Annotated in this window: 33 protein-coding genes and 1 pseudogene; 15 read left to right on the top strand and 19 right to left on the bottom strand. The window is 49.5% G+C overall.

The genetic code is table 11. The annotated features are described in order from the left end of the window. Positions 1-9: 9 nt before the first annotated feature. From SP99_RS05665 to SP99_RS05650, 4 genes are read left to right on the top strand one after another with little or no spacing between them, the layout of a single operon-like run. A complete protein-coding gene (locus SP99_RS05665; RefSeq protein WP_047957974.1) occupies positions 10-1,023 on the top strand; it encodes an ABC transporter permease in 1,014 nt (337 codons plus the stop codon). After that, on the top strand, positions 1,023-1,856 hold the full coding sequence (locus tag SP99_RS05660; RefSeq protein WP_047957973.1) for an ABC transporter permease: 834 nt from the start codon (positions 1,023-1,025) through the stop codon (positions 1,854-1,856). Before SP99_RS05665 ends, SP99_RS05660 begins: the two co-directional genes overlap by 1 nt. Continuing rightward, positions 1,849-2,685 (top strand): ABC transporter ATP-binding protein, encoded by an 837-nt coding sequence (locus tag SP99_RS05655; protein ID WP_047957972.1) that lies wholly within the window; start codon positions 1,849-1,851, stop codon positions 2,683-2,685. Before SP99_RS05660 ends, SP99_RS05655 begins: the two co-directional genes overlap by 8 nt. After that, the gene (locus SP99_RS05650) at positions 2,672-3,376 is read left to right on the top strand and encodes an ABC transporter ATP-binding protein (RefSeq protein WP_047957971.1); all 705 of its coding nucleotides are present in this window, start codon (positions 2,672-2,674) and stop codon (positions 3,374-3,376) included. Before SP99_RS05655 ends, SP99_RS05650 begins: the two co-directional genes overlap by 14 nt. Before the next feature lie 69 nt (positions 3,377-3,445). On the opposite strand, the gene SP99_RS05645 is transcribed toward SP99_RS05650, so the two are convergent. The 4 genes from SP99_RS05645 to budA all read right to left on the bottom strand — a co-directional run bounded on the left by SP99_RS05645 (position 3,446) and on the right by budA (position 7,321). Then, positions 3,446-3,919 carry a cold-shock protein gene (locus SP99_RS05645; RefSeq protein ID WP_008499407.1) on the bottom strand — a complete coding sequence of 158 codons (474 nt, stop codon included), beginning with the start codon at positions 3,917-3,919 and terminating at the stop codon, positions 3,446-3,448. Between the two features lie 138 nt (positions 3,920-4,057). After that, the gene (locus SP99_RS05640; RefSeq protein WP_023618768.1) at positions 4,058-4,828 is read right to left on the bottom strand and encodes a (S)-acetoin forming diacetyl reductase; all 771 of its coding nucleotides are present in this window, start codon (positions 4,826-4,828) and stop codon (positions 4,058-4,060) included. A 20-nt stretch (positions 4,829-4,848) separates the two neighbouring features. Then, entirely contained in the window at positions 4,849-6,570 is a 1,722-nt protein-coding gene (gene alsS / locus SP99_RS05635) for an acetolactate synthase AlsS (protein ID WP_253940393.1), read from the bottom strand. Next, positions 6,542-7,321: an acetolactate decarboxylase gene (gene budA / locus SP99_RS05630; protein WP_156167814.1), complete on the bottom strand. Its 780-nt coding sequence runs from the start codon at positions 7,319-7,321 to the stop codon at positions 6,542-6,544. Before budA ends, alsS begins: the two co-directional genes overlap by 29 nt. Positions 7,322-7,426: 105 nt before the next feature. Between budA and SP99_RS05625 the strand changes: the two genes are divergently transcribed. From SP99_RS05625 to SP99_RS23585, 11 genes are all read left to right on the top strand, one after another. Further along, on the top strand, positions 7,427-8,308 hold the full coding sequence (locus SP99_RS05625) for a LysR family transcriptional regulator (RefSeq protein ID WP_047957969.1): 882 nt from the start codon (positions 7,427-7,429) through the stop codon (positions 8,306-8,308). A gap of 214 nt (positions 8,309-8,522) precedes the next feature. After that, complete coding sequence (locus SP99_RS05620) at positions 8,523-9,380, top strand: MurR/RpiR family transcriptional regulator (protein WP_025759689.1); 858 nt, start codon at positions 8,523-8,525, stop codon at positions 9,378-9,380. A gap of 127 nt (positions 9,381-9,507) precedes the next feature. Beyond that, positions 9,508-10,836: an aspartate aminotransferase family protein gene (locus SP99_RS05615; protein ID WP_047957968.1), complete on the top strand. Its 1,329-nt coding sequence runs from the start codon at positions 9,508-9,510 to the stop codon at positions 10,834-10,836. Beyond that, entirely contained in the window at positions 10,833-11,387 is a 555-nt protein-coding gene (locus SP99_RS05610; protein WP_176472018.1) for a carboxymuconolactone decarboxylase family protein, read from the top strand. Before SP99_RS05615 ends, SP99_RS05610 begins: the two co-directional genes overlap by 4 nt. 126 nt (positions 11,388-11,513) lie before the next feature. After that, the gene (glnH, locus tag SP99_RS05605; RefSeq protein ID WP_047957967.1) at positions 11,514-12,266 is read left to right on the top strand and encodes a glutamine ABC transporter substrate-binding protein GlnH; all 753 of its coding nucleotides are present in this window, start codon (positions 11,514-11,516) and stop codon (positions 12,264-12,266) included. Between the two features lie 51 nt (positions 12,267-12,317). Further along, positions 12,318-12,974, top strand: coding sequence for a glutamine ABC transporter permease GlnP (gene glnP, locus SP99_RS05600; RefSeq protein WP_025759694.1), 657 nt, complete (start codon positions 12,318-12,320; stop codon positions 12,972-12,974). Positions 12,975-12,976: 2 nt separating this feature from the next. After that, positions 12,977-13,699 carry a glutamine ABC transporter ATP-binding protein GlnQ gene (gene glnQ, locus SP99_RS05595; RefSeq protein ID WP_025759696.1) on the top strand — a complete coding sequence of 241 codons (723 nt, stop codon included), beginning with the start codon at positions 12,977-12,979 and terminating at the stop codon, positions 13,697-13,699. A gap of 21 nt (positions 13,700-13,720) precedes the next feature. Continuing rightward, the gene (locus SP99_RS05590) at positions 13,721-14,755 is read left to right on the top strand and encodes an acyl-CoA--6-aminopenicillanic acid acyl-transferase (RefSeq protein WP_047957966.1); all 1,035 of its coding nucleotides are present in this window, start codon (positions 13,721-13,723) and stop codon (positions 14,753-14,755) included. A 223-nt stretch (positions 14,756-14,978) separates the two neighbouring features. Continuing rightward, positions 14,979-15,434 carry a hypothetical protein gene (locus tag SP99_RS05585; RefSeq protein ID WP_047957965.1) on the top strand — a complete coding sequence of 152 codons (456 nt, stop codon included), beginning with the start codon at positions 14,979-14,981 and terminating at the stop codon, positions 15,432-15,434. 135 nt (positions 15,435-15,569) lie between these two features. After that, positions 15,570-16,160 (top strand): hypothetical protein, encoded by a 591-nt coding sequence (locus SP99_RS05580; protein ID WP_047957964.1) that lies wholly within the window; start codon positions 15,570-15,572, stop codon positions 16,158-16,160. A 70-nt stretch (positions 16,161-16,230) separates the two neighbouring features. Next, a complete protein-coding gene (locus SP99_RS23585) occupies positions 16,231-16,497 on the top strand; it encodes a hypothetical protein (protein ID WP_231584221.1) in 267 nt (88 codons plus the stop codon). A 250-nt stretch (positions 16,498-16,747) separates the two neighbouring features. On the opposite strand, the gene SP99_RS05575 is transcribed toward SP99_RS23585, so the two are convergent. The 15 genes and pseudogenes from SP99_RS05575 to SP99_RS23580 all read right to left on the bottom strand — a co-directional run bounded on the left by SP99_RS05575 (position 16,748) and on the right by SP99_RS23580 (position 25,895). Then, positions 16,748-17,134, bottom strand: a complete 387-nt coding sequence (locus SP99_RS05575; RefSeq protein ID WP_047957963.1) for a hypothetical protein — start codon at positions 17,132-17,134, stop codon at positions 16,748-16,750. A gap of 159 nt (positions 17,135-17,293) precedes the next feature. Further along, positions 17,294-17,878 carry a hypothetical protein gene (locus SP99_RS05570; protein WP_053060140.1) on the bottom strand — a complete coding sequence of 195 codons (585 nt, stop codon included), beginning with the start codon at positions 17,876-17,878 and terminating at the stop codon, positions 17,294-17,296. A gap of 109 nt (positions 17,879-17,987) precedes the next feature. Beyond that, positions 17,988-18,332: a DUF7716 domain-containing protein gene (locus SP99_RS05565; protein ID WP_047957962.1), complete on the bottom strand. Its 345-nt coding sequence runs from the start codon at positions 18,330-18,332 to the stop codon at positions 17,988-17,990. Positions 18,333-18,482: 150 nt separating this feature from the next. Then, positions 18,483-19,040 (bottom strand): imm11 family protein, encoded by a 558-nt coding sequence (locus SP99_RS23070; RefSeq protein ID WP_053060139.1) that lies wholly within the window; start codon positions 19,038-19,040, stop codon positions 18,483-18,485. Between the two features lie 123 nt (positions 19,041-19,163). Further along, positions 19,164-19,520, bottom strand: coding sequence for a hypothetical protein (locus SP99_RS05555; RefSeq protein WP_047959779.1), 357 nt, complete (start codon positions 19,518-19,520; stop codon positions 19,164-19,166). 291 nt (positions 19,521-19,811) lie between these two features. Then, the gene (locus SP99_RS05550; RefSeq protein ID WP_047957961.1) at positions 19,812-20,378 is read right to left on the bottom strand and encodes a hypothetical protein; all 567 of its coding nucleotides are present in this window, start codon (positions 20,376-20,378) and stop codon (positions 19,812-19,814) included. 186 nt (positions 20,379-20,564) lie between these two features. Then, positions 20,565-21,071, bottom strand: a complete 507-nt coding sequence (locus SP99_RS05545) for a hypothetical protein (protein WP_047957960.1) — start codon at positions 21,069-21,071, stop codon at positions 20,565-20,567. Beyond that, positions 21,064-21,884, bottom strand: a pseudogene (locus SP99_RS25000) (RHS repeat-associated core domain-containing protein); the annotation flags it as partial. The gene SP99_RS05545 and the pseudogene SP99_RS25000, both read right to left, overlap by 8 nt. Before the next feature lie 34 nt (positions 21,885-21,918). Beyond that, complete coding sequence (locus SP99_RS05535; RefSeq protein ID WP_047959778.1) at positions 21,919-22,293, bottom strand: hypothetical protein; 375 nt, start codon at positions 22,291-22,293, stop codon at positions 21,919-21,921. Between the two features lie 56 nt (positions 22,294-22,349). Next, positions 22,350-22,871 carry an SMI1/KNR4 family protein gene (locus SP99_RS05530; protein WP_047957958.1) on the bottom strand — a complete coding sequence of 174 codons (522 nt, stop codon included), beginning with the start codon at positions 22,869-22,871 and terminating at the stop codon, positions 22,350-22,352. A 127-nt stretch (positions 22,872-22,998) separates the two neighbouring features. Then, the gene (locus SP99_RS05525) at positions 22,999-23,463 is read right to left on the bottom strand and encodes an SMI1/KNR4 family protein (protein WP_231584220.1); all 465 of its coding nucleotides are present in this window, start codon (positions 23,461-23,463) and stop codon (positions 22,999-23,001) included. A 231-nt stretch (positions 23,464-23,694) separates the two neighbouring features. Beyond that, a complete protein-coding gene (locus SP99_RS05520) occupies positions 23,695-24,228 on the bottom strand; it encodes an SMI1/KNR4 family protein (RefSeq protein WP_047957956.1) in 534 nt (177 codons plus the stop codon). A gap of 11 nt (positions 24,229-24,239) precedes the next feature. Next, on the bottom strand, positions 24,240-24,353 hold the full coding sequence (locus SP99_RS24995) for a hypothetical protein (RefSeq protein WP_231584219.1): 114 nt from the start codon (positions 24,351-24,353) through the stop codon (positions 24,240-24,242). A gap of 421 nt (positions 24,354-24,774) precedes the next feature. Further along, positions 24,775-25,077, bottom strand: a complete 303-nt coding sequence (locus tag SP99_RS05515; RefSeq protein WP_047957955.1) for a hypothetical protein — start codon at positions 25,075-25,077, stop codon at positions 24,775-24,777. 440 nt (positions 25,078-25,517) lie between these two features. Continuing rightward, on the bottom strand, positions 25,518-25,895 hold the full coding sequence (locus SP99_RS23580; protein ID WP_072060259.1) for a hypothetical protein: 378 nt from the start codon (positions 25,893-25,895) through the stop codon (positions 25,518-25,520). Positions 25,896-25,920 lie beyond the last annotated feature (25 nt).

Raw genomic sequence — 25,920 nt, 5'->3', positions numbered from 1 at the left:
AGATTTCCCATGCCACATCTTTCCACCCGCGTGCTTCAGGGTCTTCTGACCCTGCTGCTGACGCTTTTCGGGCTGCTGCTCGTCACCTTTGCGCTTTCGGCGTTTTCCCCGGTCGATCGCGTGCTGCAGATCGTCGGCGATCACGCCAGCCAGTCCACGTACGATCAGGTTCGCCACCAGCTCGGGCTGGATCGGCCTCTTCCCGTGCAGTTCTGGCACTATCTGCAGAGCCTCGCCCACGGTGATTTAGGCACCGCCAGCGCCACCGGACAGCCGGTGCTGCAGGATCTGCTGCACGCCTTTCCCGCCACGCTCGAACTGGCCACCCTGGCGCTGATTATCGGCACCGTGCTCGGCGTCGTTGCCGGGATACTGTGCGCCCGCTACGCCGGTTCGCCGCTCGATTTAGCCATCAGAACGCTCACCCTGCTCGGTAACTCGGTGCCGATTTTCTGGCTCGGGCTGCTGATGCTGGCCCTGTTCTACGCGAAGCTGCAGTGGAGCGCGGGCCCCGGCAGGCTGGACGACATCTGGCAGTTTACCGTGGAGCCGCGCACCGGCTTTGCGCTGATTGATACCTGGCTTTCCGGCGACCGGGAGGCATTTCGTAATGCCGTCAGCCACCTGGTGCTGCCGGTGCTGCTGCTGGCCTACTACTCGCTGGCGAGCATTACCCGCCTGACGCGCTCCGCCTGTCTGAGCGAGATGAACAAAGAGTACATCCTGCTCGCCCGCGCCAAGGGCGCCGGGGAGATGACCATTCTGCTGCGCCACGTGCTGCCGAACATTCGCAGCACCCTGCTGACGGTGATTGCTCTGGCCTATACCAGCATGCTGGAAGGCGCGGTGTTAACGGAAACCGTCTTCTCGTGGCCGGGCATCGGGCGCTACCTCACCACCGCCCTGTTTGCCGGAGACACCACCGCGGTGATGGGCGGCACGCTGCTGATTGGTATCTGTTTTGTACTGATCAATAACCTTACCGACCTGCTTGTGCGGGCAACCGATCCCAGGGTGCGCTGATGCCGTTTTATCTTTTCTTACGCCGCCTGCGCCGCTCCCCCGCCGCCTTTTGCGGGCTGGTCGCCATCGCGCTGCTGGTGCTGACAGCCCTGTTCGCGCCGTGGCTTGCGCCGGTGGACCCGAACTGGCAGGACGCCGCCGCGCGCCTGCAGGCACCGAACGCTCAGCACTGGCTGGGCACCGACAGCTACGGGCGCGATCTGCTCTCGCGCCTGATTTACGGCACCCGCCCGGCGCTCGGGCTGGTCGCTTTAGTGACCGTTATCACCCTCCCCGCCGGTCTGCTGGTGGGCATATTATCCGGTTACTACGGCGGCTGGCTGGAGCGCATCCTGATGCGCTTTACCGACGTGGTGATGTCGATGCCGCGCCTGATCCTCGCCTTCGCGTTTGTGGCGATGCTCGGCCCGGGGCTGGTCAACGGCGCGCTGGCGCTGGCCTTAACCACCTGGCCGGCCTATGCGCGTCAGGCCCGGAGTGAAATTCAACGCCTGCGCCACAGCGATTACCTCGCCGCCGCGGAGATGATGGGTATTCGCGGCCTGCGCCTGCTGGTCGGCCATATTCTGCCCCTGTGTCTGCCCTCCGCGATTGTGCGCTTAGCGCTGGATCTGGCAGGGATTATTCTGGCTGCCGCCGGGCTGGGCTTCCTCGGCCTCGGCGCACGTCCGCCGATGGCCGAATGGGGAGCGATGATTGCTGACGGCATGCAGGTGATTTTCGACCAGTGGTGGATTGCCGCCATTCCGGGCGCGGCCATTCTGTTTGCCAGCCTGGCCTTTAACCTGCTGGGCGATGGCCTGCGCGACGTACTGGAGCCACAGCATGACTGAACACCGCGTTATCGTCGATGCGCTGAATATCGACTACCCCGCCGCCCGCGTGGTCAACGGCCTGAGCTTTACGTTAGGCAACGAGCGGCTGGCGCTGGTGGGTGAATCCGGCTCGGGGAAATCCATGTCTGCCCGCGCCCTGATGGGGCTGGTACGCCAGCCCGGCATCGTGAGCGCTAAGCAGCTTAACGTGCTGGGCAATGATGTGCTGACCCTGAACAGCCGTCGCTGGCAGGCGCTGCGCGGCAACGGCATAGCGATGGTCCTGCAGGATCCGCGCTATGCGCTTAACCCGGTGAAAAGCGTCGCCGCTCAACTGGAAGAGGCGCTGACCCTGCATCAGCGCCTGCCCCGTTCAGAACGCCTTGAACGTATTCACGACATTATCCGCGCCGTCGGGCTCAATGAGCACGTGCTTCAGCGTTACCCCGGCGAACTCTCCGGCGGCATGGGGCAGCGGGTGATGATTGCGATGGCGCTGATCAACAACCCGCAGGTGCTGATTGCCGACGAACCGACGTCGGCGCTGGACGCCCGCCTGCGTAACCAGATCCTCGAGCTGCTGGTGCAGCAGTGCGAAGCGCGACAGATGGCGATGCTGTTAATCAGCCACGACCTGCCGCTGGTGGCGGAGCACTGCGACCGGGTGCTGGTGATGTATCAGGGCGAAAAGGTCGACGAGATGGCGGCAAGCCAGCTCCCGCAGGCAACGCATCCGTACACCCGCACCCTGTGGACCTGTCGTCCGAACGCCAGTACCTATGGACAGATGCTGCCGACGCTTGACCGTTCGCAGCCGTGGAAGGAGGCCGACAATGTCGCTCGTTGAGGTGAATCAGCTCCACGTGAGCTTCGGGGAGAAAACGGCGGTATCCGCCGCCAGCTTTAGCGTCGAAAAAGGGGAAACCTTCAGCCTGATTGGCGAATCCGGCTGCGGGAAATCAACCCTTCTGCGCGTGCTGGCGGGGCTGCAGCGCGAGTGGCGCGGAAGCCTCTCGCTGCTGGGCGACGCGGTTCGGCCTGGGCAGCGTTTTACCGGCCCGCTGCGCCGCAACGTGCAGATGGTGTTTCAGGATCCGTGGGCCTCGCTGCACCCAAACCACACGATTGCACGCACCCTCTCAGAGCCGTTAACAATTCACGGCGAAACGCAGATTGCGGAAAAGGTGGCGGATGCGCTACAGCAGGTGGGGCTTTCCGCCGACGCGGGTAAACGCTACCCGCACCAGCTTTCCGGCGGCCAGCGCCAGCGCGTGGCCATTGCCCGGGCGCTGCTGCTGCGCCCGCAGCTTCTGCTGCTGGATGAACCCACCTCGGCGCTGGATATGTCGGTGCAGGCGGAAATTCTGAACCTGCTCAACCGCCTGAAGGCCGAGCACGGCATGACCTACCTGCTGGTGAGCCACGACGCGGACGTGGTTGCCCATATGTCCGACCGGGCGGCGTTTATGGCGCATGGGGAGATCCAGAAGGTGTTTGACCGGGAGGCGATGATGCGGGGCGAGCACAGAATGGGGTAAACCGTGCGGCGGCGAGTGCCACACGGATTTCGTAGGCCGGGTAAGGCGTCGCCGCCACCCGGCAACAAATCACTTGAGCAGCTTCACCGTGGCATCAATGTCGATCTCATCTTCGGTGAAGATCAGCGTCGTATTCTGGAAGGTGGTGATCGCCAGCTTCTTCACCGTGCGCATTTCGCCCGGCTTTTTGTCGGATTTCGGTTTGATGCTGTTCATCAGCAGCCCGACCGACAGCACCGCATTCTCTTTATCAATTTTGGTATCCACGGGCTCTTCTTCGCTGAACACCACGAAGGATTTGATGGAGGTGAGCTTCACGCGCTCGCCCGCAATATAGAGATGCTTGCTTTCCGGGATCACCTTCACCGCATAGGCGGAGAGACCTTTGTTGTTGGTGGTCGGCTCGAAGGTCACCGCGGCATCTTTCTTAATCAGATCAGGGTTGGCGACCTTAATCACATGAAAATAGCGGTTGTCGCCGTTTTCATCTTTGATAAATCCAAAGCCTTTATCTTTAAACCACGTCGTGATTGTTCCGTTCATCGCTGTTACCGCCTGTCAGATCGTAATGACTAAAGTTTTGCAGCGCGCAGTGTAATGCACAATGGCGGAGGAGACAAAAAAAAGCCCCTGCGCGGGGGCAGGGGAAAACTCATGTCAGAGCTTATTAGTATTGAGTATTTAGTTGAACACCATCCCACCATCAATCAACAGTGACTGGCCGGTCATGTAGTCGGAATCGGGTCCTGCCAGGTATGAGACGCAGGCAGCGACATCTTCCGGTTCGGACAGGCGGCCAAGCGTGATGCGTTTGGCAAAGGTTTCGGTCCCGTAGCCGAGCGGTTTACCCGCTGCCTCGGAGACCTGACGGTCGATCTCCGCCCACATCGGCGTTTTCACGATGCCCGGGCAGTAAGCGTTAACGGTGATCCCCAGCGGAGCGAGATCCCGTGCGGCGGTCTGGGTTAAGCCGCGCACCGCGAACTTGCTGGAACTGTAGACGGCCAGCTCCGGGTTACCGGTGTGGCCCGCCTGGGAGCAGGCGTTAATGATTTTCCCGCCGTGCCCCTCTTTACGAAACGCGTCAATCGCGGCCTGAATGCCCCAGATCACCCCTTTCACGTTAATGTTGTAGACCTTATCGACAATCTCCGGGGTGATGGATTCGATCGGGGTGGACGGCGCGATCCCGGCGTTGTTAACGATCACGTGGAAACCACCCAGCGCGGTGCGGGCTTTCTCCACCGCGGCAAATACCTGCTCGCGGTCAGAGACATCCACCTTCACGGCGACGGCGTTACCGCCGTTGCGGATGATTTCGTCGGCAACGGCTCTTGCCGTCTCAGCGTTATAGTCGGCGATGGCGACGGCAAAGCCATCTTTCACCAGGCGCAGCGCAATCGCTTTACCAATCCCCTGGCCTGAGCCTGTTACGAGAGCAACTTTTTGCATTTCTCTGTCCTTATCGTGAGTCACAAAATCTGGCTGAGATGGAGCTGGCCCATCAGCAGCGGGTTATCGCTGTAGTCGACGGGAATGGCCACCACGGCCGGGCCATTGACATCCATCGCCGCACGCAGCGTCGGCTCGAGCGCCTCGGCGCTCTCCACGGCAAAGCCCTTCGCGCCGAAGGCGTCGGCATAGGCTTTGAAATCGACCGGGCCGAACTCGACGCCGGAAAGACGCTGGTACTTTTTCTCTTCCTGAATGGCGACCATGTTGTAGCCGTTATCCACCCAGATGATGTGCAGCACGTTGGCGTTGAGACGTACCGCAGTTTCCAGCTCCATGCTCGACTGCAGGAAGCCGCCATCACCGGAGACCGAGACCACCTTGCGCCCCGGGTTGACCAGCCACGCGCCAATGGCCCACGGCAGCGCGACGCCCATGGTCTGCTGACCGTTGGAGATCATCACCTGACGCGCCCGGAAGCTGTAGAGGTAGCGGGCAATCCAGATGTGGAAGCTGCCCATATCCACGGTGAGCGTGACGTCGTTATTGACGATGTCCTGCATGGCGCGAACGATGCGCAGCGGATGCAGGGCAAACTGGTTGAGGGACGCGCCGCGGCGATCGAGCAGATCGCGCTGATGCTGGCGGTCGACCAGGATCTCTGAGGCTCGCTGGCTCAGCTCCAGCTTGTGATCGATGCGGTTTGCGAGCAGATTCAGGGTTTCGGCGATGTCCCCTACCAGCTCCAGATCCGGCACATAGTTACGCTCTTCATAGGCGGGCAGCACGTCAATGTGCACCAGCGTGGCATCACCGCTGTTCCACATCGACGGCTCGTATTCCACCGGGCTGTAGCCGATGCAGATAATCAGGTCCGCCAGATGGAGCAGCCTGTCGCCCGCCTGGTTATTGAACAGACCGACGCGTCCGGCGAAGCGGGTAAAGTGCTCCTGGTTCACCGCCCCGGCGGCCTGATAGGTGCTGGTGACCGGAATACGGCTTTTCTCCAGTAGCTTGCGCAGCGCGGCGCTGTTGGCCGGCTGGCTCGCCATCAGGCCCAGCAGGATGACCGGGTTTTTGGCCTTTTCGATAAGCTTCGCCACGTCGTTAATGGCGGATTCCGGCGCCGGGCCCATCAGCGCCGGGCCGCTGGCAGGTAAAATTGCCCCTGTAGCGGGCTGGTCGACAATATCCTGCGGCAGGCTGACGAACGCGCCCCCCGGCCTGCCGTGCTCGGCGGCGCGAAACGCGTTCGATACCACTTCGGCAATCGCATCCGGTGAACTGACTTCCACGGCGTATTTGGTGACCGGGCTGAACATGGCGACCGTATCCATGCTCTGGTGCACCAGCTTGGCTTTATCCGCCCGCTTCACCGCCCCGCCCAGCGCCACCACCGGGTCGCCTTCGCTGTTGGCGGTGGCAATGCCGGTGATCAGGTTCGAGCAGCCCGGCCCGGAGGTGACCAGTGCCACCCCGGCTTTACCGGTCAACCGCCCTACTGCCGCCGCCATAAACGCCGCGTTGGCCTCGTGACGTACGGGGATGATTTCAATGGACGAGTCCAGCAGGGAATCAAAGACTTTGTCGATTTTCGCACCCGGGATCCCGAACACCTGCTTCACGCCCTGCGCTTCCAGCTGGCCGACAACCAAATCGGCGCCGTGCGCCCACTGACGTGACTGTTTCTCACTGTTCACGGTAGTTCTCCTGTTAGTTTTCGACGGAACGGATCGCGGCATCGAGGTCGCTGGGGTGCAGGTTGGCCTGTAAAAACGCGCTGTCGGCAGGCAGGTCAATCATCAGCTTGTGAATTTCACCGAAGGTGAGCACGCCGCTCTCCAGCTGGTAGTCGAGCAGATGGCCTCCGCCCTGACGGTCATCGGTGATGAAATGTTCGTGGTAACCCGCCACGTTGATCCCCTGCATATGCTGCGGCGTGCGAAACCCGACCAGCACCCCTTCGCGCTGGTTGAAGCGGAACACCGGCTGGTCGTCCAGCACGTCGGTCATCGCGCGGTACGGCGGCGTCTGGCGCGGTACGGTGCGGGTGTGGGCGTGGCGGAAGTTGCCGTCGATGCGCAGGGCGCAGAACAGGTTGTCGGAGGGGATCTGCTGGTCAATCGCGTCGTGGATCTGCTGACGGCTGACCGGCGCATTGAAGGTTATCCGATACTGGGGCTGGAACCAGGTCATCACCGCGAACGGCGTTTTCTGCTCTGGCTTCGCGGCCCGGGCGCTGCCGTCAGCGCGCAGCTGGTACACCTGGCTGCTGAAGGCAATCATTTCGCCGTCCAGCTCGTTGAAGGTGCCCAGCCCAAAATCACCGTGCGCCAGCAGATCGGCGATGGTGGTCTCCCCCTCATACACGCCGCTTAGCAGGGCGCTCATTAGCGATGTCTGATAGATCACGCTGTCAGGATGCCGGGCGGAGAACCCGCGCAGGGTCTCGCACAAGCTGGCCTCACAGTCGCAGGCAGATGAATGCATCATCATGCTCGTCCTCTTCAACTTTATTTAGAAAGGTTAAATAAATGTTGACCCGATTCAGCAGAGAGTTCCAATATAGAATCCATGGTGGTTTGAGACGTTTTTGATATGGAACTTCGTTATCTGCGGTATTTTGTCGCGGTTGCACGAGAGCGACACTTCACCAGGGCGGCCGAAGCGCTGGGTATTTCACAGCCTCCTCTGAGTCAGCAGATCAAACGGCTCGAAGAGGAAGTGGGCACGCCGCTGTTCAGACGCCTGACGCGGGGCGTGGAGCTGACCGAGGCGGGAGAAGCCTTCTACGAGGACGCCTGTAAGATTCTGGCGCTGAGCGACGCCGCGCTGGAGAAAGCCCGCGGCATCGCCCGCGGGCTGAACGGCAATCTGTCGATTGGCATCACCAGCTCCGACGCTTTTCATCCCAAAATTTTTGCCCTGATTCGCCAGTATCAGGTGCAGAACATGGCGGTGCAGGTTCACCAGGTGGAAGCCAATATGTCGTCGCTGACGACGATGCTGGCGGAGGGTGAACTGGATATCGCCTTCGTGCGCCTGCCGTGCGAGAGCAGCAAGGCGTTCGAGTTAAAAATCCTCGACCGGGAGCCGATGGTGGTGGCGCTGCATCGCGACCATCCGCTGGCGACGTGCGGCGATCTGGCGCTGGAGCAACTCCGGGATACGCCGGTGGTGCTGTTCCCGCAGGAGGTCGCGCCCGGCCTGTACGACCGGGTTCACGGCTGCTGCGAGCGGGCCGGGATTGACGTGCAGCACGCGCTGCAGTCGTCACAGCTTTCATCCTCCCTGAGCATGGTTTCCGCGGGTGGCGGCTTCGCGCTGGTGCCGAAATCCATGGCGGCCATTTCTCCGCCGAATGTCACCTACCACGCGCTGAGCTCGCCGGAGCTTTATACCGATATCGCGCTCTGCTGGCGTCGCTTTGAACGCTCGCGGACGGTGAAGCGGTTTCTGGCGATGATGAGCGAGGGATAGCGGCCGGTTTGGTTGGTGGTTTTTGTAGACCGGGTAAGGCGTAGCCGCCACCCGGCAATGCCCTTCAGGGAGCACAACAACAGGGTTACAATACGGTTATCGAATGCTAAGGTAGATTCCCTTCTGTCTTTCGAAACCCCTGATGTAATGGAAAAGCCCCTGTCCCGTCCACTGACGCCAGCAACGCTAACCGTAAAGAGCGTAAATAGTAGCTATGAATCCAAGGGAAAATATTGTTAATACATTCAGAGAATTGTCTGCCGAATTACAGCGCGCTGCCGAGTTCTCACTACAGAATACCAATCAACTGGTCGTGCTATCGATGCGCGCCTTCGCCGCTGAAGCCGGTGTAAAACCCGCTACGTTGTTACGACTGGCGCAGCGATTAGGGTACAACGGCTGGGGGGAACTTAAGGACGCTTTCATTGATGAGCTTGGACTGCGTAATGATACATATGTCTCCAAAGCCGAGAAACTGATCGCCAAAGGCACTCAACCCCAGCTGTATGAAGAGGTGTTTCAGGCACATCAGGCCAATCTGGCGTTTACACAAAATGAAAACCATCAGGCCATGGAGCAAGCGGTATCGCTGCTGGACGCGGCGGAGAATGTCTACATTTGCGGCTTCCGTGCCAGCTTTCCTATTGCCTGGTCGCTGTTTTATGTCTATCGATTGTTCAATCGGCAGGTGTCGCTCATTGATGGTCTGGCGAGCAACATCGAGGTGTTCACCCGCGAATTAACAGCACAGGATTGCCTGTTACTCACCAGTTTTGCGCCCTATTCGCGTGAGTCGCTGGATGTTTTACGCGCGGCCCAGCAGGCGGGCGCGACCATCGTTGCCATCACGGATTCCCCCGTCTCACCATTAGCACAGGCTGCCGATTGCACGCTGCTGTTCTCCACAGACAGCCCGTCGTTTTTCCCTTCCGTGGTTTCGGGCATGGGGCTGGCCGAGTGTTTACTGGCGATGCTGGTGGCTCGCCATGGTCGGGATGCGGTGAGTAAAATCGAAAATGCTGAACGCTATCTCATCGACTCGGGTGCCTATGTCGTACCCCGGAAACCCTGAAAAATGATTCATTTGCCTCCGGCATAAGAAAAGAGAATGCATTTGAATCCAAATTGCATTGACGTGATACAAATGAATCCTGCAAGATGCGCTTTATTAACACAGCGTATTCAGGAGCAGGACCAGCATGAGTCATATTATTCACCGCAGCCTACGCAGCACGCCCGCCGTCGCGGCGCGTGCGCAAGGGGCGTACATTTTTGATGCACAGGGAAAGCAGTATCTGGATGCCTGCGGTGGCGCCGCCGTTTCCTGTTTAGGTCATGCGCATCCTGATGTGCTGGCGGCAATGCATCGCCAGATCGATCAACTGGCCTATGCCCACACCAGTTTTTTTACCAGTGACACCGTTGAACAACTTGCTGAACAGCTGACGCGCACGGCGCCTGGCGATCTTAACTACGCCTATTTCGTTTCGGGCGGTTCGGAAGCGGTCGAAACCGCACTCAAGCTGGCGCGTCAGTATTTTGTTGAGCTCGGCCAGCCGTCGCGCACCAAATTTATCGCCCGTAAACAGAGCTATCATGGCAATACCCTTGGGGCACTCGCGGTGGGAGGCAATGAATGGCGTCGCCGTCAGTTTGCTCCCCTGTTAATCGACGTTATCCGTGTTTCGGCCTGCAATGAGTATCGCGACCGCCGCGCAGACGAAACCCAGCAGCAATACACCACGCGTCTGCTCAACGAGCTGGAGCAGGCCATTATTGAGGCCGGTCCCGACACCATTATTGGTTTCTGTGCAGAAACCGTGGTGGGAGCCACCACCGGCGCCACTCCCCCTACTCCCGGCTATCTTAAAGGGGTACGCAACCTGTGCGATAAATACGGCATTCTCTACATCGCGGATGAAGTCATGTGTGGCATGGGACGCACCGGTACGCTGCATGCGTTTGAACAGGATGATGTGGTGCCGGATTTGGTGACCATCGCGAAGGGACTGGGGGGCGGCTATCAGCCGATTGGTGCAGTACTAGCAAGCGAGAAGATTGTCTCAGCGCTGCAAACCGGCAGCGGTCTGTTCCAGCACGGACACACCTACATTTGTCACGCGACTGCCGCTTCCGCAGCCCTGGCGGTGCAGCAGGTGATTGCGCGCGATAATTTGCTCCAGGCGGTCAGGCAACAGGGTGATTACCTGCACAACGCATTGCGTGAAGTGCTGGGGGAATTACCCCACGTCGGTGATACGCGTGGACGCGGCTTGTTTGCGGGTGTTGAGCTGGTCCGTGATAAAGGCAATAAAACCCCCTTCGATCCTGCTCTGAAACTGCATGCGACGATCAAAGCAAACTGTATGTCACGCGGACTGATGGTCTATCCGATGGGGGGAACCATTGACGGGCAGTATGGCGACCATATTTTGATCGCCCCACCGTTTATTATCACCCCAGCCCAGCTTGATTTTGTGGTGGACACGCTGAACACCGTGATTCGCGAAGAGACGAGTAAATTATGATCAATCGTTTACCGCCCCTGGCGGAGCATGAGTGGGACGATCGGCAGCGTTCCTTAGCCGAAGAGATCATCAATGGGCCACGCGGTGCCCTGCTGCCTCCCTTCGAGCCGCTGCTGCGCAGTCCTGAGCTGATGGCGCATGCACAACGCATGGGGGAATACCTGCGTTATCGCAGTGCCCTGGGACAGCGTTTGTCGGAGCTGGCGATTTTAATGACCGCACGGCACTGGTCGCAGCCTGTGGAATGGGCAATTCATGCGCCAATAGCTCGCGAGAAAGGCATCTCTGCGGCAGCGGTGCAGGCGATTAATGAAAAACGTCTACCTGAAGATCTGCAACCGGATGAATGGGTAATTTATCACTTCTGCAAGGAGTTACAGGAGGAGCAGAAGGTCAGCGATGCCACCTGGCAGCAGGCTGTCGCGCTGTGGGGTGAAAAAGGCGTGGTGGATCTGATCGGAATCACGGGTTATTACAGTTTTCTCTCAATGGTAATGAACGGCGCGCAGACGCCGGTACCCGACACGCGGGATGAGATTATTCCCGCATAAGCTATCGTTTTAACGTTGGCGCATGAAAGTGCGCCCTGCCTGTCACTATTTTTATTTCCCACTCCGTCGATTTTATTTCGCCGGATGATATTCATGCACGCTGTTTCACTGACGCCGAGGGTTATTATGTCTGGATTACTGACCAAATTAAAAGTTACGTTAGCGCTGGTCGCTTGTTCCGCCAGTTTTGTGGCAGGCGCACAGGATAAATTAACGGTTGGAGTTGATACCGCTTTTGTACCCTTTGAATTTAAACAAGGCGATAAATATGTCGGTTTTGATATAGATTTGTGGGATGCCATTGCCAAAAAGATGAATGTCAGCTACGAATTGCGCCCAATGGATTTCGGCGGACTGATTCCCGGTTTGCAATCACGTAATCTCGATGTTGCAATGGCGGGGATTACTATAACCGACGCGCGTAAACAGGTCGTTGATTTCAGCGAGGGTTATTATGATGCTGATTTATTAATGGCGGTTAAAAGCAGCGATAATACCATTACTAAATTCAGCGATTTAGCGGGTAAGAAAGTGGGACTGAAGCAGGGAACTGCGGCGGCCAGTTTTATGAAAAGCAAATATAAGGCGAATTATGTCGAGTTCCCGAATATCGATAACGCCTATCTTGATTTGCAGGCAGGTAATCTTGATGCCGTGGTACATGACTCACCCAACGTGCTCTATTACGTCAAAACGGCAGGTGATGGCAAAGTGAAATCTACCGGCGAGACCGACAGCATTCTGCCGCAGCACTACGGCTTTGCGATGCAGAAAAACAGCCCCCTGACGCCAAAGATCAACGCTGCACTGGAGGCCTTACGCGCGGATGGAACCTACAGCAAGATCTACGTGAAGTGGTTTGCGAAACAGCCAAAATAATCCCGCCAGGTCGGAGCGATCCGACCTCGTTGCATCTTAACGGGTAGAATGATGAATTTCGACAGTAAATATATTTGGGAGTCCCTGCCGCTGTTGTTGCAAGGACTACAGCTGACGCTGATTATTTCTTTATCAGGTTTATTGGGTGGTTTTGTTATTGGCCTGCTGGCAGGAACCTGCCGTGCGCTTGGAGGAAAGATATCAAAAACCGTCTCGTTAGTCTTTGTCGAGTTAATCCGCGGCACGCCGATTATGGTGCAAGTGATGTTTATTTACTTCGCACTTCCCATGGTGTTACCAGTTCATATTGATCCGGTAACGGCAGCCATTACGACAATTGTGATTAACTCGGGTGCTTATATTGCAGAAATCACCCGCGGGGCGATTCTCTCAATTAATAAAGGATTCAGAGAGGCCAGCCTGGCGATGGGATTATCACAACGCAGCACGCTATGGCATGTCATTATGCCACTGGCATTACGCCGTATGATCCCTGCGTTAGGTAATCAGTGGATTATTAGTATAAAAGACACCTCGCTGTTTATTGTGATTGGAGTGGCGGAATTGACGCGTCAGGGGCAGGAAATTATTGCCGGTAATTTCCGCGCGCTGGAAGTCTGGACCGCAGTGGCAATGATTTACCTGCTGGTAACGCTGTGTCTGAGTTTCCTCCTGAAGCAACTGGAGAAAAGGATCCATATTTTATGAGCATGGTTGAATTTAGCGCAGTGTCGAAGAACTTCGGTTCCACTCAGGTGCTGCACGACATCAATTTAAAAATTGAAGCCGGTGAAGTGGTGGTGATCATTGGTCCTTCCGGTTCGGGTAAATCGACGCTGCTACGCTGCATTAATAAGCTGGAGGAGATTTCCTCCGGCACGCTGCTGGTAGCGGGAATGCATATTACCGATCCTCACGCGAATGAGTGCGATATCCGCCGCGAAGCCGGGATGGTGTTTCAGCAGTTCCATCTCTTCCCCCATCTGACGGCGCTGGAGAATGTGATGTTTGGTCCGGTTCGCGTGCGCAAACAGAGCAAAGCTGCCGCGCGTGAACAGGCACTGGCGCTACTGGACCGTGTGGGCTTACGCGAACGCGCTCATCACTACCCATCAGAGCTCTCGGGCGGTCAGCAGCAGCGCGTGGCCATTGCCAGAGCTCTGGCAGTGAAACCGAAAATGATGCTGTTCGATGAGCCGACCTCAGCGCTGGATCCCGAATTACGGCATGAGGTCCTGAAAGTGATGCGCTCGCTGGCCGAAGAAGGCATGACCATGGTGATAGTGACCCATGAAATCGGCTTCGCCCGCGATGTGGCATCACGGCTCATCTTTATTGATGGCGGCACCATTGCCGAAGATGGTCCACCTGATATGCTGCTGAACAGCAGCGCTAATCCTCGCCTGAAAGAATTTTTGCAGCATGTATCCTGAACAGAAGTGAATGATAACACCATGAAAAAATTAGAAATTAGTGGTTCCGCTTTTGCGGTGGGTCAGGAACTTGGCGCATTCGGCCGCGAGGCCTGGCATGCAAAACTGACGCAAACGGCGTTGTGGCAAACCGTTACCGCCATGAAAGACGCAGAACAGACCCGGCGAATGCGCTCTCGCGTCCAGTCTCAGTTTCCCCTGATTTGGCAGGAGCTGGAGGGACTCGCCAGGGGGCTGGAGGCACCGCTTGATGAGGTGTTTGCCTGGAACTGTCGCGGCGATTTGGTGCGCTCTACCTCTGACGGTTGTACCACCGTAGCGGGAAGCACTGCGGAGGGGGAGCTGATTATTGCGCATAACGAAGACGGTTTCCCTCAGCTTCGCAGTGACTGCGCCATCGTCAGTATCACCCCTGATGACGGCCTGGCGTTCACCAGTTTTGCCTATCCGGGATCGATTTGCGGACATACCTTTGCCGTAAACGAAAAAGGTGTGGTGAATACGGTGAATAACATTCGCGCTGTACACCGTCCGGACGGAATGCCGCGCCAGATACTCGCCCGCGCAGCGCTGAATGCCGCCACCCTGGATGAAGCCATCACCATACTGACCTCAGAGCCACGCGCCGGAGCCTTTCATCACACGCTGGGGCAACGGGGAGACCGTCGTCTGTTTAGCGTAGAAGCCACGGGAACAGGCTGTTCCATCATGCCGTCGCGGGAGGTTTTCGCCCATGCTAATCACCTTATCCACCCTCAGCTTGCTGCGGTTGAGCAGGTGATCACGGACAGTTCCCGTTCACGGCAAACACGGCTAAACGCCTGGCTTGAGACGCAATCTCAGCTTGATGGTGCGGCGGCACTGGATATTCTTTCTGACCAGCACGACTCCGCGCTCCCGATTTATCGTCTCTCGCCACACGATCCGGATGAAGAGAACACGCTAGCCACGGCCATTTTTACCCTGAGTACGTCGGCAATAAAATGGCAGATATTCACCCACGATCGGCAAAAAACCGTTTTACAGTCTTGTTCTGTCGGCCATAAATGTGGATGACCCAATCTGCAGTTTTCGTAGGCCGGGTAAGGCGTAACCGCCACCCGGCAATGGCCTTCTGGAAGCCGCCTCGCAAACCTGCAAGCAACCTTATGTAATTCAGGGGCATCCCTTTTCATCCCTTCATCACGGCCGTAAAGTGCCTGCGTTGCGGCATATTCGTAACCGGGCGTAGGAACCCGTTAGCATAACATGTCATTTTTTTGCCCGAAGAGGATGCTAAATGGCGACTATCCCTGCATTTTCTTACCCGCTCTCTGAAGAAAGCGCTGTTCATCACCTTATTAACCTTCAGCTCCCCGATTCTGCGGATCTTTTCGAGCTGGCTGATACCTGCGCAGCCTATGTCAGCGTGCTGGTGGAAACTGACGATGCAGTAACGTTTGCCACACTCTGCAGACGATTGCTGGCCGTGCTCAAACGGCTGCGGGAGTGCTGTGACGCCGAGCTTCCGCCGTATCTGGTTGAACAGCTGATTGCGGGAGAAAAGCTGACCTCCTGCGTACCGGACTGCTGGCAGGAGACGGCGTTTCAGGTGGATTATGCTGTCGCGTTGACGCTGGCGGTAATGGGCGGGACACTGCCTGCAAGCGTGGCGAGAGAGCTCACCGGGCTATTGCATGATATGGTCTGGCTGTTGGCGGAATTTGTGAAGGAGCCGTATCTCACAGCACACTGAGGCCGGCGAAGAGAGGCCGGAATGCTACCGAAGCAAGGTACGGTTTCGGCCAGATACCCCTCTCTTTTCCTGGTAATTGTCTGCGGCAAGCCATCTGTTACTCTGGCTGAGCTCAAAGGATGACAAGGAAGAGAGATGCTAAACCCAGGATTCGTTACCCGCAAAGCGCTTGCTCACTGGCGGGACGTACCCGCTTTTCTACCCCAGTTTCAATTCCATGAGAAACATCGAACGGTTATACATACTGCTCATCCAGAAACTATTCTGCCGTTGATTGCACATTTTGACGTCCGGCAAGACCCCGTGATTCGGCGACTAATGTCTTTGCGCCAAATACCGCAGAAATTACTGCGCAACACTGAGTCTAACGCGATCGGCAACTTTGGTTTGCACAGCTTTACCCTGTTGAAAAGTTCACCCTCTGAGCTGTGCTATGGCTTAAGAGGGCAATTCTGGCGTACGGATTTCGGTCTGGAAAACGTGCCGGACGCGAATACTTTTCAGACGCCCGCTGCGCCGGGCAGCGCGAAACTGCTGCTGCGCTATCAGGTAACGGAACTGGCGCCAGGCCAACATGAGCTCTCTACGGAAACCTTCGTCTATTGTCCGGACAGAAGCACCAGGATAAGGATGACAGCTTACTGGCTGGTAATACGGGCGGGCAGCGGCTGGATCCGTAAGAGGACGCTGGAGGCTGTTAAAGTGAATATTGAAAGTCAGGAGTGAGGTTCGCCTGTGAAATGTTCCGCATGGGACCCTCGCGGGAATATTTTCCCGCACGTAAATGGATTGAACAATGGAGATTTTAATGAATAAGCGCACTATTGCCTGTTTGCTTTTACTCAGTGCATTTGCCGTAAATGCTGCTGATGGCGGTAAGGGTGGTGATGGAGGAAATGGGTCTGATGGCGGAAACGGTTCTGATGGCACCGTCTCATCTGATGGCCGGGCGGGTTGTCCGGGCGGAACAGATCCGGACCCATCAGGGAATTTTTATCTTCCCGGAACAAAACAGCAATGCAACCCGGGGAAGCAGGATGCAATGAAAAACGCCAGGCAATAAGATAAAGCGTGGCAATACGCTTACTCATCCTGATTCCATTTCCTCACCAGCCCCCTGCTCCCGGAAAAAAATTTAGCAAGGAAACAGACAGGCATCCGCCAAACTGAACGAAGACACAGACAGATAAGCGTTTATTGAAAGCTTCTCACGAAAAATCAATTTGAACTCTTCGGGTTGCATGAGGTTGAAAAGCGCTATCGGCCCAGTGTGATTTTAAAAATAAAATTGGCCTTATCTGGGATCGGTATATTCATCCTTTGTTTATGCGCCTGTTCACGATGTCATTCACATAATGTTCAATCGAAATATTGTGCTCCCGATTAATCTGAGAAATGAATGCGCTGAGATGCTCTTGCGATGCATGAAGGACAGTGGCAATAAGGTTATCAAAATCGTTCTGCGTAAATCTGTTATGTCCCTTCAACGTCGAACGCTGGAGCAAAGTGTGAGCGGTCACTTCCAGGACGGCCCGCCGGTAATGATCGGAAAGCAGGACGTCAAGATCGGTCTGACGAATATCAAACTCAAAATGAAAGCTGACAAATCCCGATTCGACAGGTATTGAATAAATCAGTTTGTCACCTAATTGCTCAACGTACGGTTCATATCCCTCGCCCATTACTCGCGTCGTCTGCATGTAATCCCTCTCCTTTCATGTATTAGATTAATTCCACCTGAATAAATACACAGCATTACTCTTTTAAATCTTGCTTAAGATACCTGTAAAAATCACAGAGAACATCTCCTCGTTAAAAATAACATTTTCGCCATACTGGTTTACATTGAAAGAAAACACTTACCCATAAAAATAATTATAAAACGCATTGAAATTTTCATTACCGATAAGTGGTACAATCCTTTTCCGCAACTCATCAATGAAATTATCTTTTACTTCGTCATTATCATCTGCTATATCAAAGATATCGTAGTGACCATATACCAAATCAATTAGCTCAGCTAGAGAAAATATGAACCCAGAGAGACTACTGGCTATCTGAAACGGTTCAATTACATCATAACTTGCATAAACAGAGGAATTCCCTTCATCGATAACCGCAATTATAGGTTTACCTCCACCTAAATCATCACCAATAACAAGATAATTATCTGGTAAGTATTCATAACCACTTTGAGCCTTCGTGAGCTCACTGACAGAGTGAATTTTAATTGGTGTGAAACCTGTTTCAATCTTTAACTTTTCAGGATTAAAATTTTTATATAAGAAATCGATATCTGTTGAACGAGGTAAGTTGGACGGGAATGTATTATCCAGGTCACTGACGGTGCTGAAACTCCCTGACAGCGAGTATTTATTGCAAATAATAATAAATTGTTTTAATGCTTTTTCAATCTCATTCACCATGATCTCAGACTCATCCATAAATATAGCCCTCAGTAATAACCCATTAATTTAGCACAACATTTGCAGAATGCATTATCTTCTGACAAGCTAAGTAAAACAATTTTCGATTACTCTCTCGTTCTTTAAATCAAAGCTCTATGAAGTTATCGTTCTCGAGGTAAAAATTCAAACCTGATACGAAATCCTCAACAGATGGTTTTTCTCTTTGGACAGAGATGTTATGTAATACATCTATAAATTGGTCTCCATAGAAAAAAAGCTCTAGCGAATTTGCGATAACAAAATCGGGGTATACTTCCTCATCGTCATCACTAATGACAGGATAGTTATCTAAATAACAAACAAGATCTTCTTTCGCAGAGGATTCATATTCTTTTGTATACACACAAAAATTATCCAATGCGTACCCATTCATAATCCCAAATATTAAATCATATAAACTATAAGCTTCTCTGTATTCTAAATGATTCATACACATAATCGTTACTTGTCTATCTTTTAAGATTTGTAAAGAAAGTTGATAATGACAGGATAATAAACCCATTGAATTATACTTTAAACAATTTTTATAATCTGGAAATCATTTCATGGACCATATTTACTTACTTAAATCATAGTTATATTAATAAAGAGGGTCAACAAACTCTATTCCTTTCATGTTATTCTCAAAAAGGAACTCTTTAAATTCATTTGAAATAATTGTGCAAGCTTTATACTCACTACATCTTGCCATACTAAAATTTTCAATAACATTTTCTTTGAAGACTATTTTACTAAACTTCCTTGGACCATTAGGCAAATAACTTAATATAGGTTGACTTTCCGAAGCTTCCATATCGATGCATGAAACCTCTCTTAGTATATTAATTATTTTATACCCTTGGTGTTTGTTTTCATTTACAGATACAGTTGCATCAATAAGTTGAACATCAGTCCGAAAAACATCGTGACAAGAAATTAGCGATGCTAGTCTGGGGGATATGAATATAGGCCCATCACTATAATAAAAATCATATGCAAGCAGTGCCTTCTCACTCACCTTTGATTTTAATGTAAAAAAATGCCCCTCGTAAGTTTCAATTAATTTACATTGAGAAAAATCACTTCCAGATATGTCAGGGTGCTGGTATTCAAACCAATAATTATTGGGATAATCACAAGCAATTCTTAACCAATACATATTTAACGCCCTCTATTTCAAAACATATTTATGAATGCTATATTCATTTTTTTAATTCTAGCTGTATAGCTTTTATACTCATTTTACTAACCGGGGTGAGTACGATACACCCCGTAACTTTATTTAAAGATAATTAATCTCACATTTTCCAATAATATCGAAAACGTGGTCGTATGTGCATAGAACTACTCGTTGCAGATCATCTTCCCTTTCAGTTTCGATTAAATCAAAGCTCGACTGTAAATTCCCATCATAAGGATAATCATCTATTTTATACACAGACATCATTTCGATGTCACTGAATAAAAACTCAATACGAACATCAGGAGCATCTTTTATACATGGCTTACAAGAAGATAAACTTAAAGAAGCTTTCACCAAAAAATTAAAGGGGTAAAGTTTTAGCTCGGTGCCAGATACTATCAAAGCATCACGACCGTAAATCAAACCATACTTTGTTTCTATTGCCTTTATATTCATATCAACGATACTCTGTTGTTCATATCGAATTAAATTCTTAACCATTTGAAACTATGTAGCTTTAAATACTAACATTTAGGCGGAGTTAGTATTTAAAACACGGGTGCGTAATCATTTTTAAATTATATAAAAAATTCTTCCCCTGATGCCTGATATTAACACCATTATTAATTAGAGGAATTTTATAGACGTAAGTAAAAAATCAAAAAAATCATTCCGCATAAAAATATCATCTGTATTATAAAAGTCGGAATAATTAATATTAATCCAGATTTTATTAATCAGTTATCTTTACGAGTACTGCCAAAAACCAGCTATAATATTTCCGCCGGATATTTTTTTATACAAATACAAAGCACCGTAACCAAAGATATAATCACCATCAAGCAATGCATCTGGATAATAGTCTTCATCTATCTGCATGAAAAATTTATAACCATCCTTTTGTAAAGCATCAAAATAATAATCTTCAGATTGTATTAACCTTGCTTCTTCGGTTTTAGTGATAAAATCAAACTCTTCACTTTCAACTTTATCATACCCAACAATAGCTGCCTTATTAATGTGTTTTATCGTAAATGCATCATTATTGCTTTCATCAGAAAAAATATGCGTAAAAACTTTTACCGAACAATTAGGGTAGATATTGTTATCAATCATATCGTCATATCTTTCCGGAATAATTATCGTAATATACTCATGTCCATCATCAGGATTCTGAACTGTCAAATAAAACTTATACCCCTGAATCTCATCTAGTTTATCTAAAAAGAATTCAGGGATATTTCCACCTATCCGCCCAATGACATTACTATCAGAAAAGATACTGATTTTAGAAATTAGATTACATTTAATCATTTCTTAAACTCACTCCCATAAAAGGTACATTCTCTCTATCCTAATTCACATAAACATTTCTGCGAACAAATTCTTCGCATCTTTAAGTCACATTATGATTAACTACAATGCACGTCTCTTCATGTATGATTAAAAAATAAACTAATAAAAGCCAGAAAAATTTATTTTCTTTGCCAACTAATAGATTTAATAAAGCCTGGAGTCTGAGCGTGGTTCAACATCTCTTGTGCCAAGTTGATTCGTTTTTTCAAGAATCAAATCATAGCAATAGATAGTCTCTTCCCCCTTTAATAAATGAACACCTTCAAGGCTCACTTTATATATTCCTTTAGGAACATCAGCGTTAACCCAACCAGTATAATCTTCCCACTCCCAAAATACTGCCATATCAGCAACATATAAATCACCAGTTACATTAAGATAGAAATATTTATCCGTGAATATAACCTCTCTGTCTTCATTGTCGGGGAATTCATTTAAAAAGAGCCTAACAACATAGCCACCATCATCAAGGCCCATAATAGGTAAGGCAATACCTTCATTAAGCCCAAGCTCCCCTTTGTCTGTGGTGGTGAATTCCTGGAGAATGTTTTCTCCATCATCTATCTTCCCACCAAATGGGGCCAGTATTCCTGGATAATCGAAAATTATTATCCCGTTAAAATCCACATCAATGTCAATTGTTTTAACCACATCTGCCTCCTGATGCCTTACCTGCTTGTTTATTATTGAACCACTCCAACAGTTTTGAATGTGCTTCTTTAGGAGTGACATTTCTTGCTAAGATTTCACCCGTCGAAGAAATCTTTAAATCGCCTCTTATATGTGAAACGGAATCTAAATTACGGCTAGACGCATTGAATAAATCTTCCGCGGCCCCCTGCCACGGCCACTGAATTTTTCCAATATCGTTTTTAATAGCTCTATGTAGTTCTTCATGCATTCCAGCACTATAAGGATCCGGGAAAAACGTTGGCGTATTTTTCATAGTACCAGGATCGGTTAGCCAAATGCTGTTGGCCTTGTTTCGTGGGATTAAATGGTGTCCCATTCCATTTGGGTTCCATGCCCATGGCATTAACCCTAATGGATCTATCCAGGTAAGTGGATTAGGAACGTATGAATATGAATTAAAAACGCCATTCAACCCAATCGGATCCTGCACAATAAACCGCCCGACCTGCGGGTCGTAGTAGCGGAACAGGTTATAGTGCAGCCCCGTTTCACCGTCAGCGTACTGCCCGGTATAGCGAAGCGGCTGGTGTGCCATCGCCGTCCGGTTCACAAGCCTTGAGAACCCTTCGCTCTGGTGGCGCACCGCGCCACGCTCGTCGGTCACTTCCAGCGGCGCGCCGTTCAGGTCGTTGTTGAACCAGTGAATGTCGCAGCTGCTTTGGTCATGAAGATGATCCCCTGTGCCTGCGGGATCCAGGTTTCATTCAGGCCGTAAATATAAGTACGGCACAGGCCGGCATCCTGCAGCAGGCGGTAACCCTGCCACAGGAATGGATCTACCCAATCGGATAGACATAATTAAATTTTATAAGAATGCTGTTTCGCCACTACCAATTTTCTTCACTGCAAGCCCTTTAAATTTGATACCAATCCCATGTTCCTCATCTAAATCGGTCGAGAACATGAACCCATATTCATTGTCTTCATCTGGAGAAAGATAAACTTTCAGCAAAATCAAGTCTTTTGCATCCGTACCGTAAATACGCTTGCTATATGCCTGGGTTTCAATTGCGATTTTCTCGGAAAATTTTTTCTGTTTCTTAATAAGAAAATCGATGTCTTTTTTCATTTTTTCATCGACCGAATCAGATTCAAGGTTTATACACTGGACGATTGAAGGCCCAAATACTGTTAAGATTAAATCGACTGAAACACCTTCATCATCTTCATAAAATCCCATATTCACTGACCTCGAAACCTCTTTTATTATGAACTCTATGATTTTTAAAATAAAAATCATAGATCAACATTTACTTTCACTCCTGCATCAAGGGTAGACTCACAAATTCTCTCGTAAAATTCAGTAAAGCTATTACTAATTTTAAAGATATTGCCGCACTCATTTTTCTCAGCAATGTCAAACTTTTGGATATCATCCTCGGCATGTAGATGAGTTCTATCCCAATAATACACACCCTGGTTTTTACTTCCATTTAATATAAGATAAAAGTTACCTCCAGGATCACCGCCAATGATTAATTTATCATCAATAAAATCAAGTTCATTTAAAAAACACTCATTTTGGCGAAAAATGTCGTGATTAGGATTTTTCATGTTTATTCCAAAAAGGGCATAAAAAGCTATAACCCCTTCATCTACACCTTCGTACTCCAGCTCACAAAAATCTGGAGCTTTTACAACAAAACCATTTTTCAACCTGAGGAATTCTTTATAATCTTCTGGAAAACCGACTTTAAATTTTTCCTCCAAAATTCTAAGTTCATCTTTTGTTTTGGGTTTACCGCATGAAATAGGCATAAGCTATCCTTAGTATATAACTCCTTAATGTTAGATAATCCACCTCAAAAAAACAAACTACAATTAATTTTTACATACACAATTAATTGTAGTAATAAAGTCGGGAAAACTATCCCGACGTCTTATTTCAAATGCTTTCGAACTTGATAACAGGTGGGGGAAAATCATCAGGAAATGATTTACATCTAATTTTATTTTTTAATAATCCTTCAAGAAAATCAGTTAATCCGCCATCAAAATACTCAACTTCTGGTGATCTTGCTGCAATAATAGCAACAGTCCATAACTCGCTATTATCTTTAGAATTTACGACCCAGAATAGATAATCCCCATTATCGGTAACTCCTAACGGAATCAACCCATTATCCTTGGGATGCAGTTGATAATTATAATAGTCTTTATCTGACTCAATCAGATAATTAATGTCTTCCAAAATAAATTTACACTGTTTAAAAAAATTGACATTTTCATTTTTACTAAATGGGTTAAAAATAACAATAAAGTCCGCAATACGACCTGAACCATACTCATTTATAATTTCAATATAATCAGAGGGGAAAGGTAAACCATCCTCAATCAGTGGCCATTTCATTCCGTTCCCCGAATCCGAAGGGGCTACAGGTGTTGCTAATATTGTAATCAGTTTATTTATCAACATAGCATGCGTTCCAATATTGATATGAGCAGCATTTAATCGGGCCTGAACGTCTACCAAAATAACCAATTTAGAAATTAATTTTCATTCCAAAGTATTTTTATTACTACATGCTGTTTATGAATGAAAATAGGGAAATATCCAAGAGATAGTCCCCTTAAAAATAGATTATATGCTATTCCAGAAAGAAATATCATTTGTCCCTGTTGAATTTATAATTTCCGTTAGCGGGCATGCTTTTAAAAAATGCGAACCAACACCTCTGATAAATAGCTCAAAAGTATCAGCTATCGATTCCCACCCATCCATCGTTTGTTCACTTGTAATAGCATAAACTTTGTCATCGTGAGTATTAAGCAAGATAGTATAAGGGTCTGATATTGCAATACATATCACACCATCTGGTCTATGCTCGCCAATCCACCAATGGTTAAACTCATCACTGTTAATCCTGACTACTTTCTCCAAATAATCATCATCATGACCGAAAGATATATTCCCCAAAGAGAAGTTATCAATATCATAATTATTGACGATCTCAATAAAATCCTTTGGGAAATCTACACCAAGTCTTTCCTCCGACTGCTTAATATTATTTACAGGCGCCATTCTTTTTTTCAAAATCAAATCATCCATCTCTCCATCAAAAGGAGAGAACTTCTCATGCAACTTAACTTCAATTTCATTTATTGTTAATAACATAATTATTACCCTCATTCCGTATACCAAACACCGCCACTGCCAACATGAGTACGTCCAGGTGCGGATATAGCATATGATCCAAAATCGACTTGATAATGTATTATTGCATCTCCTTTACAATTCACATATTCAGGAAATACTTTAATCTAGGCGTCATCTATTTTCGGTAACTGTCTCATTTCTTTTATTGTATATAACTTGCTTTTACTTAAGGAACCCGATGCATATTAGACTATTAACTCCCAAATTCTTAGTATTTTCTTATATCGCAGTTTGAAGTAAGTATTCCTGATATTAATGTTCTGGTATCTATTGAGAATGCATGCTGAGGTCTTACGGGGTAATGAGGAGCGAGCAGCATCTGGTATGGATTGTTACCTCTGACTTCATATCCCCTACATAACCCAAGCGGATTCTGCACAATAAACCGCACGATCTGCGAGTCGTAGTAGAGGATGGATTATTAAGTATATCTTTGTTAATGGTTCAAGAAAGGGTTATATCATATCAAAACCGGGCGAATTTCTCACCCGGCCTTCACTTTTTTTAGCTTAAACAGTTTATTACTAACGAGTCTAACTCTATCCATGCATCTTCTAATTTAAAAGCCAAATCTGGTTTGTTTTCCACTTTATCAAAACTAGCATATGCATTTCTAATCATTTGAGGTATTGTATATAAATACAAAGCTAATTCTTTATCTATGGACTGATTATTTTTCAATAGGTTAGCAAGCTCATCTAAACCAGAAACCAAGTCATTATACTGTTCATCATTGAAAATAAAATTAATTCTAACATTATTAACAAAATCATTATCAATTATTTTTCTCTTGACATCACTTAACATAAATCACCTATTTAAATATTATGGCTTCGTGAGGAACCTCACCAAAAATTAATACTTCCTTATGCGCCGCAGCAGCATATCGATTAAACGGTGTTTATAAATTCTCTGCTGATGCCTGGCTTCTGGTGGAGGAAATCCAAGAGTCATGCGAATGCGGAGCACCTGCAATATGTTAGGCCGGTGTTATTTTATGCTAAAATATTGTTCTTATTGTTCTTATTGTTCTTATCCGCTCACATACACTCCCGTTTCCAGACGTCACCTCTCTTATGACAGTATTACTATTAGATAACCCCACGGAGCAAATCACCCCAGCGGATTCAGCGCATTCTGATAAAGATTCCACCCAGCATTCAACCCAAGCGGATCCTGCACGACTAACTGTCCAACCAGTGTGTGGGTCGTAGTAACGGAACAGGTAAGGTCTTCTTAGTTTCCATCTACACTACAAAAGGATACAGTGAGATATTTTTTATAGCTGTTGAAAACGAAACATATTTACAACCACCTGGGTAGGCCTCAACATCTAAAAAAATAATCTGACCACCTAATGAAACAGTTAAAACCCCGTCACTCTCATAAGAGATGACCTGAGAAACAAATAATATTCCTTCATCATCCATCTTGATTTCAGGTGTCTCCTGACAAACATCATTAATATTCAAGCCCCATTTAAAAATGTCATCCACATCAAATTCGACATTATAACAACTATTTACTTTCGGTGGTTCACCACACCAAACAGCCACTCCATTGCCTAAAACTGAGGTGAACTCAACTTTATTTCCATCAAATTTAGATACTGTTATTTTTGGCATTTTAGTGTCGGTATACTCACCACAA

The sequence above is a fragment of the Enterobacter sp. BIDMC92 genome (genome assembly GCF_001030225.1).
Lineage (GTDB): Bacteria > Pseudomonadota > Gammaproteobacteria > Enterobacterales > Enterobacteriaceae > Enterobacter > Enterobacter sichuanensis.
Note: the sequence above shows the minus strand (reverse complement) of the source record. Positions and strands in the feature narration are given on the sequence as shown.

Bases quoted from the DNA above. Each gene is read 5' to 3' on its own strand.
- SP99_RS05525 (WP_231584220.1), bottom strand. From the start codon at position 23,463: ATGAAATGGCCACTGATTGAGGATGGTTTACCTTTCCCCTCTGATTAT.
- SP99_RS05530 (WP_047957958.1), bottom strand. From the start codon at position 22,871: ATGCCTATTTCATGCGGTAAACCCAAAACAAAAGATGAACTTAGAATT.
- SP99_RS05650 (WP_047957971.1), top strand. From the start codon at position 2,672: ATGTCGCTCGTTGAGGTGAATCAGCTCCACGTGAGCTTCGGGGAGAAA.
- SP99_RS05640 (WP_023618768.1), bottom strand. From the start codon at position 4,828: ATGCAAAAAGTTGCTCTCGTAACAGGCTCAGGCCAGGGGATTGGTAAA.
- SP99_RS05590 (WP_047957966.1), top strand. From the start codon at position 13,721: ATGAAAAAATTAGAAATTAGTGGTTCCGCTTTTGCGGTGGGTCAGGAA.
- SP99_RS05520 (WP_047957956.1), bottom strand. From the start codon at position 24,228: ATGTTATTAACAATAAATGAAATTGAAGTTAAGTTGCATGAGAAGTTC.
- SP99_RS05625 (WP_047957969.1), top strand. From the start codon at position 7,427: ATGGAACTTCGTTATCTGCGGTATTTTGTCGCGGTTGCACGAGAGCGA.
- SP99_RS05660 (WP_047957973.1), top strand. From the start codon at position 1,023: ATGCCGTTTTATCTTTTCTTACGCCGCCTGCGCCGCTCCCCCGCCGCC.
- SP99_RS23585 (WP_231584221.1), top strand. From the start codon at position 16,231: ATGGAGATTTTAATGAATAAGCGCACTATTGCCTGTTTGCTTTTACTC.
- SP99_RS05615 (WP_047957968.1), top strand. From the start codon at position 9,508: ATGAGTCATATTATTCACCGCAGCCTACGCAGCACGCCCGCCGTCGCG.
- glnH (WP_047957967.1), top strand. From the start codon at position 11,514: ATGTCTGGATTACTGACCAAATTAAAAGTTACGTTAGCGCTGGTCGCT.
- glnQ (WP_025759696.1), top strand. From the start codon at position 12,977: ATGGTTGAATTTAGCGCAGTGTCGAAGAACTTCGGTTCCACTCAGGTG.
- SP99_RS05570 (WP_053060140.1), bottom strand. From the start codon at position 17,878: ATGGATGAGTCTGAGATCATGGTGAATGAGATTGAAAAAGCATTAAAA.
- SP99_RS05550 (WP_047957961.1), bottom strand. From the start codon at position 20,378: ATGATTAAATGTAATCTAATTTCTAAAATCAGTATCTTTTCTGATAGT.
- SP99_RS05565 (WP_047957962.1), bottom strand. From the start codon at position 18,332: ATGAATCATTTAGAATACAGAGAAGCTTATAGTTTATATGATTTAATA.
- SP99_RS23070 (WP_053060139.1), bottom strand. From the start codon at position 19,040: ATGTATTGGTTAAGAATTGCTTGTGATTATCCCAATAATTATTGGTTT.
- SP99_RS05580 (WP_047957964.1), top strand. From the start codon at position 15,570: ATGCTAAACCCAGGATTCGTTACCCGCAAAGCGCTTGCTCACTGGCGG.
- SP99_RS05665 (WP_047957974.1), top strand. From the start codon at position 10: ATGCCACATCTTTCCACCCGCGTGCTTCAGGGTCTTCTGACCCTGCTG.
- budA (WP_156167814.1), bottom strand. From the start codon at position 7,321: ATGATGCATTCATCTGCCTGCGACTGTGAGGCCAGCTTGTGCGAGACC.
- SP99_RS23580 (WP_072060259.1), bottom strand. From the start codon at position 25,895: ATGCCAAAAATAACAGTATCTAAATTTGATGGAAATAAAGTTGAGTTC.
- SP99_RS05620 (WP_025759689.1), top strand. From the start codon at position 8,523: ATGAATCCAAGGGAAAATATTGTTAATACATTCAGAGAATTGTCTGCC.
- SP99_RS05645 (WP_008499407.1), bottom strand. From the start codon at position 3,919: ATGAACGGAACAATCACGACGTGGTTTAAAGATAAAGGCTTTGGATTT.
- SP99_RS05555 (WP_047959779.1), bottom strand. From the start codon at position 19,520: ATGAATATAAAGGCAATAGAAACAAAGTATGGTTTGATTTACGGTCGT.
- SP99_RS05575 (WP_047957963.1), bottom strand. From the start codon at position 17,134: ATGCAGACGACGCGAGTAATGGGCGAGGGATATGAACCGTACGTTGAG.
- glnP (WP_025759694.1), top strand. From the start codon at position 12,318: ATGAATTTCGACAGTAAATATATTTGGGAGTCCCTGCCGCTGTTGTTG.
- SP99_RS05535 (WP_047959778.1), bottom strand. From the start codon at position 22,293: ATGGGATTTTATGAAGATGATGAAGGTGTTTCAGTCGATTTAATCTTA.
- SP99_RS05655 (WP_047957972.1), top strand. From the start codon at position 1,849: ATGACTGAACACCGCGTTATCGTCGATGCGCTGAATATCGACTACCCC.
- SP99_RS05585 (WP_047957965.1), top strand. From the start codon at position 14,979: ATGGCGACTATCCCTGCATTTTCTTACCCGCTCTCTGAAGAAAGCGCT.
- SP99_RS05515 (WP_047957955.1), bottom strand. From the start codon at position 25,077: ATGTTAAGTGATGTCAAGAGAAAAATAATTGATAATGATTTTGTTAAT.
- SP99_RS05610 (WP_176472018.1), top strand. From the start codon at position 10,833: ATGATCAATCGTTTACCGCCCCTGGCGGAGCATGAGTGGGACGATCGG.
- alsS (WP_253940393.1), bottom strand. From the start codon at position 6,570: ATGCCGCGATCCGTTCCGTCGAAAACTAACAGGAGAACTACCGTGAAC.